Source organism: Pseudomonas sp. CP-1 (assembly GCF_021213715.1).
Classification (GTDB): Bacteria; Pseudomonadota; Gammaproteobacteria; order Pseudomonadales; family Pseudomonadaceae; genus Pseudomonas; species Pseudomonas aeruginosa.
On sequence record NZ_JAJQKY010000001.1, the window covers coordinates 184,976 to 198,391 of the forward strand.

12 protein-coding genes are annotated in these 13,416 nt (G+C 66.0%); 5 read left to right on the top strand and 7 right to left on the bottom strand.

What is annotated here, in order from left to right:
* Window positions 1-52 precede the first annotated feature (52 nt).
* Complete coding sequence (locus LT948_RS00865) at window positions 53-1,237, bottom strand: acetate kinase (RefSeq protein ID WP_003085814.1); 1,185 nt, start codon at window positions 1,235-1,237, stop codon at window positions 53-55.
* Window positions 1,237-1,575 carry a DUF3565 domain-containing protein gene (locus LT948_RS00870; protein ID WP_003109430.1) on the bottom strand — a complete coding sequence of 113 codons (339 nt, stop codon included), beginning with the start codon at window positions 1,573-1,575 and terminating at the stop codon, window positions 1,237-1,239. The genes LT948_RS00865 and LT948_RS00870 overlap by 1 nt, the downstream gene beginning before the upstream one ends.
* Between LT948_RS00870 and LT948_RS00875 the strand changes: the two genes are divergently transcribed.
* From LT948_RS00875 to LT948_RS00895, 5 genes are all read left to right on the top strand, one after another.
* Window positions 1,544-2,029: an FKBP-type peptidyl-prolyl cis-trans isomerase gene (locus LT948_RS00875; RefSeq protein WP_003085816.1), complete on the top strand. Its 486-nt coding sequence runs from the start codon at window positions 1,544-1,546 to the stop codon at window positions 2,027-2,029. The two genes, LT948_RS00870 and LT948_RS00875, sit on opposite strands and share 32 nt — an antisense overlap.
* Before the next feature lie 205 nt (window positions 2,030-2,234).
* A complete protein-coding gene (locus LT948_RS00880; RefSeq protein ID WP_003109429.1) occupies window positions 2,235-2,717 on the top strand; it encodes a glutathione peroxidase in 483 nt (160 codons plus the stop codon).
* A 152-nt stretch (window positions 2,718-2,869) separates the two neighbouring features.
* The gene (locus LT948_RS00885; protein WP_003085819.1) at window positions 2,870-3,460 is read left to right on the top strand and encodes a TetR/AcrR family transcriptional regulator; all 591 of its coding nucleotides are present in this window, start codon (window positions 2,870-2,872) and stop codon (window positions 3,458-3,460) included.
* A 40-nt stretch (window positions 3,461-3,500) separates the two neighbouring features.
* Complete coding sequence (locus LT948_RS00890; RefSeq protein WP_003085824.1) at window positions 3,501-4,613, top strand: NADH:flavin oxidoreductase; 1,113 nt, start codon at window positions 3,501-3,503, stop codon at window positions 4,611-4,613.
* Window positions 4,614-4,803: 190 nt separating this feature from the next.
* Window positions 4,804-5,763 (top strand): DegV family protein, encoded by a 960-nt coding sequence (locus tag LT948_RS00895; protein ID WP_003085826.1) that lies wholly within the window; start codon window positions 4,804-4,806, stop codon window positions 5,761-5,763.
* Between the two features lie 3 nt (window positions 5,764-5,766).
* Here LT948_RS00895 and LT948_RS00900 read toward each other — a convergent pair whose 3' ends face one another.
* From LT948_RS00900 to cysZ, 5 genes are all read right to left on the bottom strand, one after another.
* Window positions 5,767-6,987, bottom strand: a complete 1,221-nt coding sequence (locus LT948_RS00900) for a glycosyltransferase family 4 protein (RefSeq protein ID WP_003085828.1) — start codon at window positions 6,985-6,987, stop codon at window positions 5,767-5,769.
* 87 nt (window positions 6,988-7,074) lie between these two features.
* Window positions 7,075-7,698, bottom strand: a complete 624-nt coding sequence (gene plcR / locus LT948_RS00905; RefSeq protein WP_009315289.1) for a phospholipase C accessory protein PlcR — start codon at window positions 7,696-7,698, stop codon at window positions 7,075-7,077.
* Between the two features lie 16 nt (window positions 7,699-7,714).
* Window positions 7,715-9,907 (bottom strand): phosphocholine-specific phospholipase C, encoded by a 2,193-nt coding sequence (locus LT948_RS00910; protein WP_033995168.1) that lies wholly within the window; start codon window positions 9,905-9,907, stop codon window positions 7,715-7,717.
* Between the two features lie 341 nt (window positions 9,908-10,248).
* Window positions 10,249-12,261: a ceramidase CerN gene (cerN, locus tag LT948_RS00915; protein WP_033995165.1), complete on the bottom strand. Its 2,013-nt coding sequence runs from the start codon at window positions 12,259-12,261 to the stop codon at window positions 10,249-10,251.
* Between the two features lie 377 nt (window positions 12,262-12,638).
* A complete protein-coding gene (gene cysZ / locus LT948_RS00920; RefSeq protein ID WP_003085838.1) occupies window positions 12,639-13,379 on the bottom strand; it encodes a sulfate transporter CysZ in 741 nt (246 codons plus the stop codon).
* Window positions 13,380-13,416: the final 37 nt, after the last annotated feature.

The following is a 13,416-nucleotide window of genomic DNA, read 5'->3' on the forward strand; positions in this document are numbered from 1 at the left end:
TAAGCCGTGCGTTTGGCCACGCCGCCTGGTTGGGCGGGGGCGTCGATCCAGTTCAGTCGAGCAGGGCCAGCGTGTCGAGGGCGATCTGCCGCTCTTCGTTGGTCGGGATCACCAGTACCCGCGGATGCCCCGCGGCCTGGATCGGCCCGGCGACGCCGCGCACGCAGCGGGCGTTGGCCTCCTGGTCGAGGCGCAGGTCGAACAGCCGCAGGTGGGCGGCGGTCTTGGCGCGCACCAGCGGCGAGTTCTCGCCGATGCCACCGGTGAAGATCACCCCGTCCAGTTGCGGCAGGGCGCAGCTCATCGCCGCCAGGGACTTGGCCAGGCGGTAGCAGAACACCTCGATCGCCAGGGCCGCGCCGGGGTGGCCCTGCTCGCGCTCCTGCTCCAGGGTGCGCATGTCGTTGGACAGGTCGGAGAGGCCGAGCAGGCCGCTTTCGTTGTTCAGCATCGAGTCGATGCGCTCCAGGCTCCAGCCCAGGGTCCGCGCCAGGTGGCTGTGCAGGTTGGGGTCGACGTCGCCGCTGCGGGTGCCCATTACCAGGCCTTCCAGCGGGGTCAGGCCCATGCTGGTGTCGAGGCTCTGGCCGTTGACGATGGCGCAGGTCGAGCTGCCGTTGCCGAGGTGGGCGCTGAGCCAACTGCTGTCGCCGACCGCCAACCCGGCCATTTCCGCGGCGCGGTGGCTGACGTAGCGGTGGCTGGTGCCGTGGAAGCCGTAGCGGCGCACGCCATGCTCACGGTAGAGGGCCTCCGGCAGGGCGTAGCGGTAGGCGTGCTCCGGCAGGCTCTGGTGGAAGGCGGTGTCGAACACGGCGACGTGGGGCAGCTTGGGAAACAGCGTCATCGCTGCCTCGATGCCTTGCAGGTTGGCCGGGTTGTGCAGCGGCGCCAGCGGCGCGGTGGCCCGGATCGCCTCGACCACCCGGTCGTCGATGCGCGTGGCATGGGTGAACAGCTCGCCGCCATGCACCACCCGGTGGCCGATGCCGTGGAGCTTGCCGCCCGCGGCGTTCTGCACCATCGGCAGCAACTGGGCGAGGGCGGCGCGGTGGTCGGCGTTGGGAATCATCAGGCTGTCGCTGTCGCCGCCGCGCTTCCAGCGCAGCACCGCATCGCGGCTGCCCAGGCGCTCGGCGAGGCCGTGCAGGGGAAACAGGGAGTGGGCCTCGTTGACCAGGGCGAACTTGATCGACGAACTGCCGCAGTTGATCACCAGTATGTTGCGTGAGGGCATCACTGCTCCTTGGTCTGCTCTTCTTCTTCCCGGGCACACCAGCCGCAGCGAAATTCGCGGCCGAGCTGTCTGTGCCGCTCGTTTTCGTCAAGGACCCAGGCGCGCGATTGCCAGGGCGGTTGGTGGCGCAGGTGTTGAGTATGGCCACAGGACAAGACTGCCACCCAATGGCCTTCCTCGTCCTGATGAAAATCAATCACCCGCGACGGCGCCCGCGCGCCCCGTTCATCAGGGGCGCGGTCGCTTTCGGGGCTATTGATGCGTACACTTACGCATTCATCTTCTTTATCGAAAAGGTTTCGAACCATGCAGATCGCGGCCAACAAGGCGGTTTCCATCGACTATACCCTGACCAACGACGCCGGGGATGTCATCGACAGTTCCGCTGGTGGCGCGCCGCTGGTCTACCTGCACGGTGCCGGCAACATCATCGTCGGCCTGGAGAAGGCCCTGGAAGGCAAGAACGTCGGTGACGAACTGAGCGTCGCCATCGAGCCGGAAGACGCCTATGGCGAATACAGCGCCGAACTGGTCGCGACCCTGACCCGCGAGATGTTCGAAGGCGTCGACGAACTGGAAGTCGGCATGCAGTTCCACGCCTCGGCTCCGGACGGCGGCATGCAGATCGTCACCATCCGCGACATCGACGGCGACGACGTGACCGTCGATGGCAACCATCCGCTGGCCGGCCAGCGCCTGAACTTCAAGGTCAAGGTAGTCGACGTGCGCGAGGCCAACGCCGAGGAAATCGCCCATGGTCACATCCATGGCGAAGGCGGTCACCACCACTGATCGGCGTTCATTCGCCGATTGATGGCCTGGGCCGTCCGCCGGCGGAACTGCTAAGCTGGTATAGCGAAAGGCGCCTTTGGGCGCCTTTCGCGTCATGCGCCATGCCTGGGCTCTTTACCCCGTCCCTGGGGATGCGCCGCAGCCAGGGTTCTTGCCCGGTGCGGGGCTTGGCACGTTGTGTCGCTGAATGCGCAAGGAGTACGTCATGAGTGCCTTTCACGATCTCACCCTGCAGGGGTTGGATGGACAGGACCTGCCGCTTTCCCCGTTCAAGGGCAAGGTGCTGCTGGTGGTCAATGTCGCCTCCAAATGCGGCCTGACACCCCAGTACGCCGGCCTGGAGAATCTCTACCAGACCTACCGCGAGCGCGGTTTCGCGGTGCTCGGCGTGCCCTGCAACCAGTTCGCCGGCCAGGAGCCGGGCAGCGAGGCGGATATCCAGTCCTTCTGTAGCCTGAACTATGGCGTCAGCTTCCCGATGAGCGCCAAGGTCGAGGTCAACGGCAGCGCGCGGCATCCGCTCTATCGCCTGCTGGCGGGCGAGGGCGCGGAGTTTCCCGGCGACATCACCTGGAACTTCGAGAAATTCCTCCTCGGTCCCGACGGTCGCGTGCTGGCGCGTTTCAGCCCGCGCACGGCGCCGGACGACCCGGCCCTGGTGCAAGCCATCGAGAAGGCCCTGGGTTGATCTCCCCCGCGGGACGCGTTCGCGTCCCGCCGCTTCCTTTCCTATCTTGCGCCGGTTCATGACGCAACGCGATAAGTCCCTGCCTGTAACGCCTGATCACCGCCGTTGATAATGCTGGGCGGACGAGACGACCGGTCATATTCTCTCGTTCCATGACTAGCAACCGACTCGACAAGCGCGAACTGATCCTGGCCAAGGGCTCCGAGGTCATGACCCGGCGTGGCTACCACGGCACCGGGGTGCTGGAGATCGTCCAGGCCGCGCGCATCCCCAAGGGCTCCTTCTATCACTACTTCGACAGCAAGGAAGCCTTCGCCCAGCAGGCCCTGGAGCACGTCTACGCGCCGCGCCTGGCGCGCTACGCCCAGGCCCTCGGCGACAGCCGCTTCAGCCCGCGCGAGCGGGTGCTGCGCTACTACGGCGAGCTGCTGGAGCACTTCGCCCGCCAGGAAAAGCCCGAATACCACTGCTTCATCGGCAGCCTGAGCTTCGAGATGGCCGAGCTGTCGCCGCCGATCGCGGCCAAGGTCGAGTCGATCCTGCAGGCTTCCGCGCAAATCCTCCAGGACTGCCTGGAGCAGGCGCGCGAGGCCGGCGAACTGGCCGCCGACGAGGACTGCGCGAGCCTGGCCGGCTTCATCGGCTTCGCCTGGCAGGGCGCCCTGGCGCGCTTCAAGGTCGGCGCCGGCCTCGCTCCGTTGAATGCTTTCATGTCGCGCCTGGAGCTGCTGCTCCGCGCCTGATACCTGCCCGAACCTCCCATTCCCCCTCAGGAGTCCGTCCATGAGTGCCCCCGTAGAAGCCCTGTTCCAACCGTTCCGTCTCGGCGCCCTGGAGCTGCCCACCCGTGTGGTGATGGCGCCGATGACCCGCAACTTTTCCCCGGGCGGCGTACCCAACGCCAAGGTCGTCGAGTACTACCGCCGGCGCGCCGCCGCCGGCGTCGGCCTGATCGTCAGCGAAGGCACCACGGTCGGCCACAAGGCCGCCAACGGTTATCCGAACGTGCCGCGCTTCTATGGCGAGGACGCCCTGGCCGGCTGGAAGCAGGTGGTCGACGCAGTGCATGCCGAGGGCGGGCGCATCGTTCCGCAGCTCTGGCACGTCGGCAGCGTTCGGCGCCTGGGCGTGGAGCCGGACGCCAGCGTGCCCGGCTACGGCCCGATGGAGAAGGCCAAGGACGGCAAGGTGCTGGTCCACGGCATGAGCAAGGCCGACATCCAGGAGGTCATCGCCGCCTTCGCCCAGGCCGCCCGCGACGCTCAGGCGATCGGCATGGACGGGGTGGAGATCCACGGCGCCCACGGCTACCTGATCGACCAGTTCTTCTGGGAAGGCAGCAACCAGCGGGACGACGAGTACGGCGGCAGCCTGGCCAATCGCTCGCGCTTCGCCGTCGAGCTGGTGCGGGCGGTGCGCGCGGCGGTCGGCGCGGATTTCCCGATCATCTTCCGCTTCTCCCAATGGAAGCAGCAGGACTATTCCGCGCGCCTGGTGGAAACCCCGGAGGGCCTGCGCGAGTTCCTCGCGCCGCTGGTGGAGGCCGGCGTCGACATCTTCCACTGCTCGACCCGCCGCTTCTGGATTCCCGAGTTCGAAGGCTCGGAACTCAACCTGGCCGGCTGGACCCGCGAGCTGACCGGCAAGCCGACCATTACCGTGGGTAACGTCGGCCTGGACGGCAGCGAGTTCCTGCAATTCTTCGGCAAAACCGACGAGGTGGCGCAGCCGGCGAGCATCGACGGCCTGGTGGAGCGCCTGGACAAGGGCGAGTTCGACCTGGTCGCGGTGGGCCGCGCGCTGCTGGTGGATCCGGAGTGGGCGGTGAAGGTCCGCGAGGGGCGTATCGGCGACATCAAGCCGTTCAGCCGCGAGGCCCTGGCCAGCCTGGTCTGAAGGCGCGTCCGCGACGCACCGGCCCGGCGCCGCGCCGGCAAGCAGATCCCACCCCTCGGGGTGGGATTTTTCATGGCCGTGATTTTTTCCGAAAACCCGCCGTGCGACCGGCTGACTTCAAAGTCCGAAACCGGCATTGTATGACCGCCAACACAACAATAGGCCGAGAAACGGCCAGAGGAGCGAATCCATGCGTATCGGCCTGGTGGTCGACGCGACCTGCGACCTGCCGCCCGAATTCCTCGCCGCCCACGGCATCCGCGTGATGCCGATCGGGATCCGCCTGGGCGAGCAGCGGCTCATCGATCGACGCGACCCCGACACCACCCTGAGCTTCTACCGCGACCACCTGCCCAAGGTCGGTAGCAAGGACGGCAGCCAGCCGCTCTCCGCCGCCGAGTTGCAACAGTGGTTCCTCGACGAACTGGTGACCGACTTCGACTACGTGGTCTGCCTCACCGTCGACAGCCTGCGCAGTCCGATCTTCGAGCACGCCACCCAGGCCTCCTTCGGCCTGCTCCAGCATTACCACGAGCGCCGCCACGCGGCCGGCATCGCCGGTCCCTTCACCCTGCGCGTACTCGACAGCCACTCGGTGTTCGCCGGCATCGCCTGCCTGGCGGCCGAGGGCACGCGCCTGCTGGCGCAGGGCAGCCACCCCAACGCGCTGCGTACGCGCCTCGAACAGCTCAGCCAGCAGACCTGCACCTACCTGGTCGCCGACGACCTGGGCCACTTGCGCCGGCGCGGCTTCCAGAAGGGTGATCGCAGCGGTTTCGTCGACCGGGTCAAGGGCGCGGCGCTGGGGTTGGGCTCGCTGCTCGACGTCAAGCCGGTGTTCAGCCTGGCCGATGGCGAGGACAAACCGGTGGCGCTCTCGCCGAGCTTCGAGAAATCGGCGGAGAAGCTGTTCGGCTATGCCCTGGCGCGGGTACAGGCGGGTGAGCTGCTGGCACCGCAACTGGGGCTCAGCTATGCCGGCGATCCGACCGCGCTGCGCGACCTGCCGGGCTTCGCCGCGCTGGAGAACGCCTGCCGCGAGCGCGACATCCACTTGCACCTGGGCATGCTCAGTCCCACCGGCGGCATCAATCTGGGCGCCGGGGCCATGAGCCTGGGCTTCATCGCCGCGCCGAAAGCCTTTGCCTGAGACCTACTCGCGGCTGCGTGGCAAGGCCCCGCCATCCTCCGCCGGCGGCCGCTCGGGCTTCGACCGAGCGGGCTGGACCAGCGGACTGGCGCAGGCGTCCTCCAGGTAGTTCTGGAAGTGCTCGACGATGCTGTCCCAACCTTGCCGGCTGGCGTGCTGGCGGGCGTTGAGACGGACCCGGCGCAGGCGTTCCTGGTCGTCCAGCAGCCAACTGGCGACTTCGACGAAGCCGCTCTTGTCGCCCGGCGCGGCGAGCACGCCGTTGTGCCCATGGCGGATGTGCTGGCCGGCGGCGGCCTGGTCGAAGGCGACCACCGCGAGGCCGGCGGCCTGGGCTTCGAGGACCACGTTGCCGAAGGTCTCCGACAGGCTTGGGAAGAGGAACAGGTCGCCCGAGGCGTAGTGGGCGGCCAGGGTTTCGCCGCGCTGGACGCCGCAGAACAGCGCTTCGGGCAGGTCCCGTTCGAGGTGCTTGCGCTCCGGCCCGTCGCCCACCAGTACCAGGCGCAGCTTCAGCTGCGGATGGGCGGCGCAGAGCGCGCGGAAGGTGCCGCCGAGCAGGCCGAGGTTCTTCTCCGCCGCCAGCCGGCCGACGTGCAGTACGGCGATGTCCTGTTCGCCCAGGCCCCAGCGCCGGCGTAGTTCGGGATCGCGCCGGGAGGGATGGAAGAGTTGGCTGTCGACCCCGCGGGAGAGCAGGTTGAGGCGTTCGAAACCGCGCCGTTGCAATTCCATGCGCTGGCTGCCGCTGGGCACCAGGGTCATCTGCGTGCGGTTGTGGAACCAGCGCAGGTAGCCGGTGACCAGCCGGGTCAGCGGGCCGAAGCCGTAGTGCTCGCTGTACTGCTGGAAGTTGGTGTGGAAACCGCTGACCGCCGGGATGCCCAGGCGCCGCGCGGCGCGCAGGGCGGAGAAGCCGAGCGGGCCTTCGGTGGCGATGTAGAGCACGTCCGGGCGCTGGCGCTTCCAGCAGCGCAGCAGCTTGTGCAGGCTCGACATGCCCCATTGCAGGCCGGGGTAGCCGGGCAACGGCCAGCCGCGGGTCAGCACCAGCTCGGCGTCGCTGCGCCGGCCGTCGTCGCCGGGCTGGCGCGGGCGCACCACCTGAACCCGATGGCCAAGCTGCTGGAGACCGGCATGCAGGCGACCCAGGGTATTGGCGACGCCGTTGACTTCCGGTGGGTAGGTTTCGCTGATCAGGGCGATGCTTAGAGGTCTGCTCATGACGTCAGTGTCGACCGACGCCGTGTAGCGGATGTGAAGTTTTGGTGACGCTTGCGTGACGGCGCCCCGGTCGGGGCGCCGTGGATTTCAGCGTTGCAGCAGGCGTGGGTTCTCCTCGCCGAAGATCTGCTTGCGCAGGGCCTTGAGGCGTTCGTCGATGGCGGCGTGACGCTGCTCCTCGCCGTCGACGCTGGCGAGCACCTCGGCGATCACCTTGTCCGACTCTTGCGCGTATTCGCGCAGTTGCTCTTCCTCGCCAGGCGTCGGCGCTTGCTGCTGGACGGAGGCGTTGTCCTTGAGCGCCATCCAGATCTCGAAGTCGAGCGCCTCGCGGCGCCTGGCATCGGCTTCCACATAGGGCGTCAGACGCTGGATCTCCTCGAAGGTCTGGCGCGGATCGGCGCCGACCGCCACCTCGCGCTTGAGCTGTTCGATCAGGCCTTCGGCGGCCTGCTTGCGTTCGATCTCGGACATCTGCCCGGCGTTGCGGCCGAACTCGCCGAGTTGCTGTTCCAGGTTGTCGGGAGCGGTGGCTGTATTCATCTCGGGGGCTCGGGAAGGAATGGAAGGTTTTGCCGCCGGTGTGGCCTGCGGGGGAGACGCGAAGGGCGCGACGGGCGCCGGCTCCGATGGGTAAAGCAACAGGACGGCGCCGATGGCCGTGCCGCAGAGCAGCAGGGCCAGCAAGGTCCAGGTCAGGGTAGGTCTCATCGATGGACTCCTCGCTTCAGGTCGCTGCGATGTCGAGCAATGGATCGCTCCTGCTCGGCTTGCCGGTCTCGACGTGTCCGGCCAGGCGGCGGAGATAGTTGGCTTCCGTATTGCTGGCGGTCACGCTGAGGTCGTACCAGCCCTGGCTGCTGCGTAACAGCCACACTTCACTGATCGCCTGGTTCGGTTCGAGTTCATAGCGACGGCTGCCCTCCTGGGTATAGGCCGGGTTCGGCGTCACCGTCACGCTGCACGGCAGGCGGCCGAGATTGCGGATGTTCAACTGCAGGTTGCCGTTGCGTTGATAGGTGACCGATACCTCGGGCCGCGCCATCTGCGCGGCGAGATGCAGGTTGCCGTGGAACTCGCGGAAGAAGCCGTTGGGGCCGTGCACCTCGAAGGCGTAGCGGCCGTTGGCGTCGAGCAGGTCGTCGAGTTCGTCGTTGAGGGTCCGGCCCAGTTCCTCTCCGCTTTCCTGGACCACCGGATAGCTGGTCACGGTATAGAAGCGCGGATTGCCGACTTCCCGCGGCTGCACCTGGAATACCGCAGCGGAGTGTCCCTGCGGATTGCCCGGCAGGCTCATGCCGTCGTTGCCCAGGGTCAGGCGCAGCTTGCCGGTGGCGATGTCGAGGGCCAGCGTGGCGTGCAACTGGTAGGGCACCGCGAGGGTAGGGCGCTGGCCCTTTTCCTGGCCGGGCAGGCTCTTGGGCTCGTAGGACCAGTATTTGGGACTGGGCCGGTAGAACTGCTGCCAGTAGGCGTCCTCCTTGCGCGCGTCGCTCTGCGGGACGTTGGTCAGGTCGGGGGCGACCTGGGTATCGCCTGCGCCCTGGAAGTCGAACAGCGAAGTCAGGTCGCCGCAGACGGCACGCCGCCAGGGCGAGATGTTTTCCTCGACGACGCCGAAGCGGCGTTCGAGGAAGCGCAGCACCGAGGTATGGTCGAACACTTCGGCGCTGACCTTGCCGCCCTTCGACCAGGGCGAGATGGCGATCAGCGGGACGCGGTGGCCGAGCCCGATGGGCAGCCCGCTGGATGCCTCGATCTCGCCGGCGGTGCTGACCGTGGAAAGGCCGACGCCATCCTTCCACGGCGGCACCGGGGCGCTGGCGTGGTCATAGAAGCCGTCGCCCTCGTCGTAGTTGAGGATGAACACGGTCCTGGCCCAGACCTCGGGGTTGCTGGTCAGCGCGTCGAGCACCCGGGTCACGTAGTACTCGCCGAACGAGGGGCCCCACCAGGGATGCTCGCAGTAGCAGTAGGGCGCGACGATCCAGGACACCTGCGGCAGCGTGTTTTCTTGCACATCCTTGCGCAACTGGTCGACGCCGCGGGCGAGCATGGCGCGCTGCCAGAGGTCCGAATCGCGCGGAGCGTTCTTGAAGTTCCTGAACCAGGCGAGGGCGTTGCAGTCGTAGTTGTTCTGCTCCTGGAGCCGGTATTTCCAGTAGGCGTCGACGTACAGGTACCAGAGTGACGAGGAGCGGTAGCCGCCTTCCTGGTAGACCCGCCAGTCCACGCCAGCGGCGCTTAGCCGCTCGGGATAGGTGGTCCAGTCCACCGTGCCGCTGGCGCCGATGGTGCCGTCGCCCATGTCGTTGCCGATGTGTACGTCCTTGCCGTCGCCGCTGGGGGCGGCGCGTCCGCTCATGTGGTAGAGGCGGTTCGGATTGGTCGGGCCCATCATCGACTGGTGGTAGGCCTCGCACAGGGTGAAGGCGTCGGCCAGGGCGTAGTAGTAGGGAATGTCGCCGCGCTTGAAGTAGCCCATGGCTTCGGGGTACTGCACCGCCATCCACTTGTCGTTGCGGCCCTGGTTCCAGATCGCGTGGAAGGCCGACCATTCATGGTTCTGCGAACTCACCCACTGGGCGCTGGTGACTTTGGTATCCCAGTGATAGGGGGAGAACTCGTACTTGTAGTTCTGGTACCAGACCGGCTTGCCGTCCTGGCGCTTGAGCGCGCGAGGATCGTTGAAGCCGCGGACGCCGTTGAGGTGGCCGAAGTAGTGATCGAAGCTGCGGTTCTCCTGCATCAGGATGACCACGTGCTGGACGTCCTGGATGGTTCCGGTGCGGATGTCCGGCTCGACGGCCAGGGCGCGCCGGAGCGTCTCCGGGAACAGCCCGGAAAGGCCGGCCAGGGTAGCGGCCTGGGCGCCGTGCTTGAGAAAGGTTCGACGGCGGAATTTCCAGTTTTCGGTCATCGTTTTATTTCCCGGGTGGTTTTTTGATTTCCATCAATCTGCGTACTTCTTGTTTCGAGATGATTAATCGTCTTCGCTGTTTTTCCGGCAGGGAATACAGCGAGCCGATGGTTTCATGGCGATAATTTATCGGTTGATCCCGAAAGCGACTTCGATATGACCTTGAGCGACAACTTGAGAAGTTTTTCGGGATAAAAACAAAGGGCATGGAAATAGAGTTCCATGCCCTTGTCGGCTGAATGAAAGGTCACTTGTTCATGTGTTTTAAATCACATTTTATTTGACGACTTTCATGCGTCATAAAGTTGGCAGGCGAATCTCGCAACCTTGGCTGGAGCCCGCTAGGGAGTGGTGCCGAGCACCTCGAAGGAGCGGGTCGAGCCGCCGATTTCGCTGATCTTCTGGGTCCAGAAGTTCTTCGCGTTGCCATAGTGCCTGATGTAGTAATGGCCGGGCTCGGTCCCTGGCGGAATGGACCAGCTGATAGTCGCTTTCGAGGCAGATATACCCACTCTCTCCCAGTGGTATTGAGTATCCCAGTCATTATCGGTGGCAACGGTCACGGGCGTCTGTTTGCCATCCTTGCCGATATTCACCACTTCCAGGAAAGTCTTCTCGGTGCGCAAGTCATTCTTCGGATGTCCGGTCACGAAAGCGACGGTCACCTTGTCGCCGATGCGATAACTTTCCCTGGGTTGTTGCAACACGTCGCCGAAGGACTTGCCGATATAGGGATCGTCGGCCACTACTCCGGTCTGGAAGTTCATCTGGCAGCAGGACAGGTCCGGCGCTATCGCCGAGGTTTCCACCGGCAGGCGTTCGCGCAGCGCCACTGCCATGTCGACGAACAACTGCTGGTAGGCGGCCTGGGTCCAGGGGCCGTAGAGGGTCGAGCCGCCTTCGTATTCCTGGGCGGCGTATTCCTCGCGGGTGGTGACGTAGCTGGCATAGGCATTCGCGTAGCCATTGAAGATCACATGGCGGATACCGGCCGCTTCGCTGGCCGCCTGCACCGCGCGGCGGATCCGCACCCCGGCCATCACGGTGAACTCGGCGGGGGCGCCGAGCAGTTCCAACTGGCCGATGCGGAACATCTGGATCGGCAGCACCGTCGGCGTCCAGGGGTAGGGTTTCTTGTTGCCGGTGTCGGCGAGGATGGTCTTTTCCGCCTGGCATTGCACCAGTTCCTGCGGCGGCACGCCGGTGAGCAACCCGCCCAGGGCCGAGAGGAACGGATTGTTGCCTTCATCCAGCCCCAGCGGGCTTGGACCGTCTTCGGTGCTACCGGCGGCCAGACTGGTGCCGATGGCCGCGGTGCACAACTGGCGCGGCTGGCCGTCGGTGAACTCCGGGCGGATCGGCAGGCGGGTGAAGTCGACGAAACGGAAGCGCGAATCCAGTTCGCCGAGCACTTCCTCCTGGGCCTGGCCGGCGATCTCGTAGGCCTTGGCGAATTGGCGCAGACCGATCTCGCGGGTGTTGTCGAACTCGTTGTCGAAGGGACCGGAGCCGGGCTTCAGGTTCAGGTTGGGCGACAGGTTGCCGGCATTGGTCTGGGCGAAGGCGGCGACGAAACCGCTCTTGCGGCTGACGTCGTGCTCCCAGTGATAGGAGGCGTAGCCCTTGTTGTCCGGGGAGATCAGGTGATTGGCGTTGGTCATCGAGGTGCTGTGCACCGGGAACCAACTGATCGCGCCGGCCAGCTCGCCGTTGGCGTCGACGAAGCTGAGCACGCTCATCTGCGGGTCGATGCCATCCTCGTAGCCGGCGATGTCCGGGTTCTTCAGGTGCGACAGCAGCGAACGGTTGCGGCTGGCGTTGCGCAGCTCGCCGCTGCCGTAGAACAGGCGGCCGGGCTGCAACCTGGCCTGGGCCCGCTCGATGGAGCGGACGATGCCGTCGACGATGGCGTTGAAGGTCTTTTCCTGGAAGCCGAGCACCGACAGGTTGTACATCGCGTAGTGGGAGAAGCCGCCCGGACCAGAGTGGGTGTGGGTGGCGGCGAGCATCACGTTGTTCTCGTCGTAGACACCGGGGTACTTCGCCTTGAGCCGGGCCAGGACCTTCAGGTGCACGGCCTGGAAGATCATCCCCAGGTCGGTGTTGACGTAGACCAGGCGACGTCCGCTGGCCGCTTCCTCGATCACGAAGGCACGCGCCCACTGGCGCATGTGGATGCCGGCGGTTTTCTGTTCGAGGGAGGAGTAACCCATCATGCCGACTTCGGCGGCTTCGCCGGTGATGTCCGCCTTGCCCAGGCCGAAGCGGTAGGGCAGGTCGTCGGCCCTGGCAGGCATGGAGAGCGCCAGCAGGACGCAGGACAGCAAGAGCGCGGTGAATGCGGAACGTGACATGGCGACCCTCTTCTTGTTTTCCGCCGCTGGGCGGGCTGGGGACGGTGGTCATCGAAAGCGGGCCGGAGCCTGCCTCGCCTGGTTGCCACTGTAGTGCCAGGGTGGTGGAGTCGAGGGGGGCGTAGCGGACAGGAAGGGGGTGAGCGCCGGCCATCCTGCATGGACGGCAAGGCCGGCGGGTAAAAAAAGGCCGCCTGCGTGGGGAGGCACCGGCGGCCAGTCGGTTCGGCAGCGTCGAGCCGGTCTGCAAGGGCTGACGCAGGTCTCGGCTGCGGCCTGCGCCGACGCTCCCGAGGGCATTCGTAGTGTGCCCGACGCCGGCTGTCAGGGCGCTGACGCCCGCCTGACAATGCCGACAGCGGACACCGGGCGCATGCTTATTTCACCAGCGCCTTCTCGCCTTCCTCGCGGACCCAGAACAGGGTGGCGCCGGCGACGGCGGCGGGCATCATGACCAGGTTGACCAGCGGGATCAGCAGCGCCAGGTAGGTCATCCCGCCGAAACCCATGCACGCCCAGCGCTTGCTGCGCAGCCAGGCGAGCATCTCGTTCCAGCCGAGCTTGTGGTTGTCCGCCGGATAGTCGATGTACTGCACCGCCATCATCCAGATGCCGAAGAGGATCCACAGCGGCGTGGCGATCAGGTTGACCCCGGGCACGAAGCTCAGCACCAGCAGCACCAGCGCGCGCGGCAGGAAGTAGGCGAGCTTGCGCATCTCGCGACCCATGGTGCGCGGGATCATCGCCAGCAGTTCGGCCCAGCTGAACGGCGGGAAGTCGTCGCGGCCGCGAACCACCACCTCGACCTTTTCCGAGAGGAAGCCGTTGAACGGCGCGGAGATGATGTTGGCGACCATGGTGAAGGTGAAGAACACGATCACCAGCACCAGCAGGACGAACAGCGGCCAGACGATGTACTGCAGGAAGCTCAGCCAGTCGGGCAGGCTGGGCATCAGCAGGTCGACCCAGTGGCTGAACTGCTGCATCGCGAAGCCGATCAGCAGGGCGAACACCAGCAGGTTGAGGGTCAGGGGGATCAGCACGAACAGGCGCAGGCCGGGACGCATGATCAGCTTCAGGCCTTCGCCGAGGTATTGCGGGCCGCTCAGGGCTGGCATAGGGAATGGTTCTCCGATGGGATGCGGGCTGAAACCT

Bases quoted from the DNA above. Each gene is read 5' to 3' on its own strand.
- LT948_RS00865 (WP_003085814.1), bottom strand. From the start codon at position 1,237: ATGCCCTCACGCAACATACTGGTGATCAACTGCGGCAGTTCGTCGATC.
- LT948_RS00875 (WP_003085816.1), top strand. From the start codon at position 1,544: ATGCAGATCGCGGCCAACAAGGCGGTTTCCATCGACTATACCCTGACC.
- LT948_RS00870 (WP_003109430.1), bottom strand. From the start codon at position 1,575: ATGGAAACCGCCTTGTTGGCCGCGATCTGCATGGTTCGAAACCTTTTC.
- LT948_RS00880 (WP_003109429.1), top strand. From the start codon at position 2,235: ATGAGTGCCTTTCACGATCTCACCCTGCAGGGGTTGGATGGACAGGAC.
- LT948_RS00885 (WP_003085819.1), top strand. From the start codon at position 2,870: ATGACTAGCAACCGACTCGACAAGCGCGAACTGATCCTGGCCAAGGGC.
- LT948_RS00890 (WP_003085824.1), top strand. From the start codon at position 3,501: ATGAGTGCCCCCGTAGAAGCCCTGTTCCAACCGTTCCGTCTCGGCGCC.
- LT948_RS00895 (WP_003085826.1), top strand. From the start codon at position 4,804: ATGCGTATCGGCCTGGTGGTCGACGCGACCTGCGACCTGCCGCCCGAA.
- LT948_RS00900 (WP_003085828.1), bottom strand. From the start codon at position 6,987: ATGAGCAGACCTCTAAGCATCGCCCTGATCAGCGAAACCTACCCACCG.
- plcR (WP_009315289.1), bottom strand. From the start codon at position 7,698: ATGAGACCTACCCTGACCTGGACCTTGCTGGCCCTGCTGCTCTGCGGC.
- LT948_RS00910 (WP_033995168.1), bottom strand. From the start codon at position 9,907: ATGACCGAAAACTGGAAATTCCGCCGTCGAACCTTTCTCAAGCACGGC.
- cerN (WP_033995165.1), bottom strand. From the start codon at position 12,261: ATGTCACGTTCCGCATTCACCGCGCTCTTGCTGTCCTGCGTCCTGCTG.
- cysZ (WP_003085838.1), bottom strand. From the start codon at position 13,379: ATGCCAGCCCTGAGCGGCCCGCAATACCTCGGCGAAGGCCTGAAGCTG.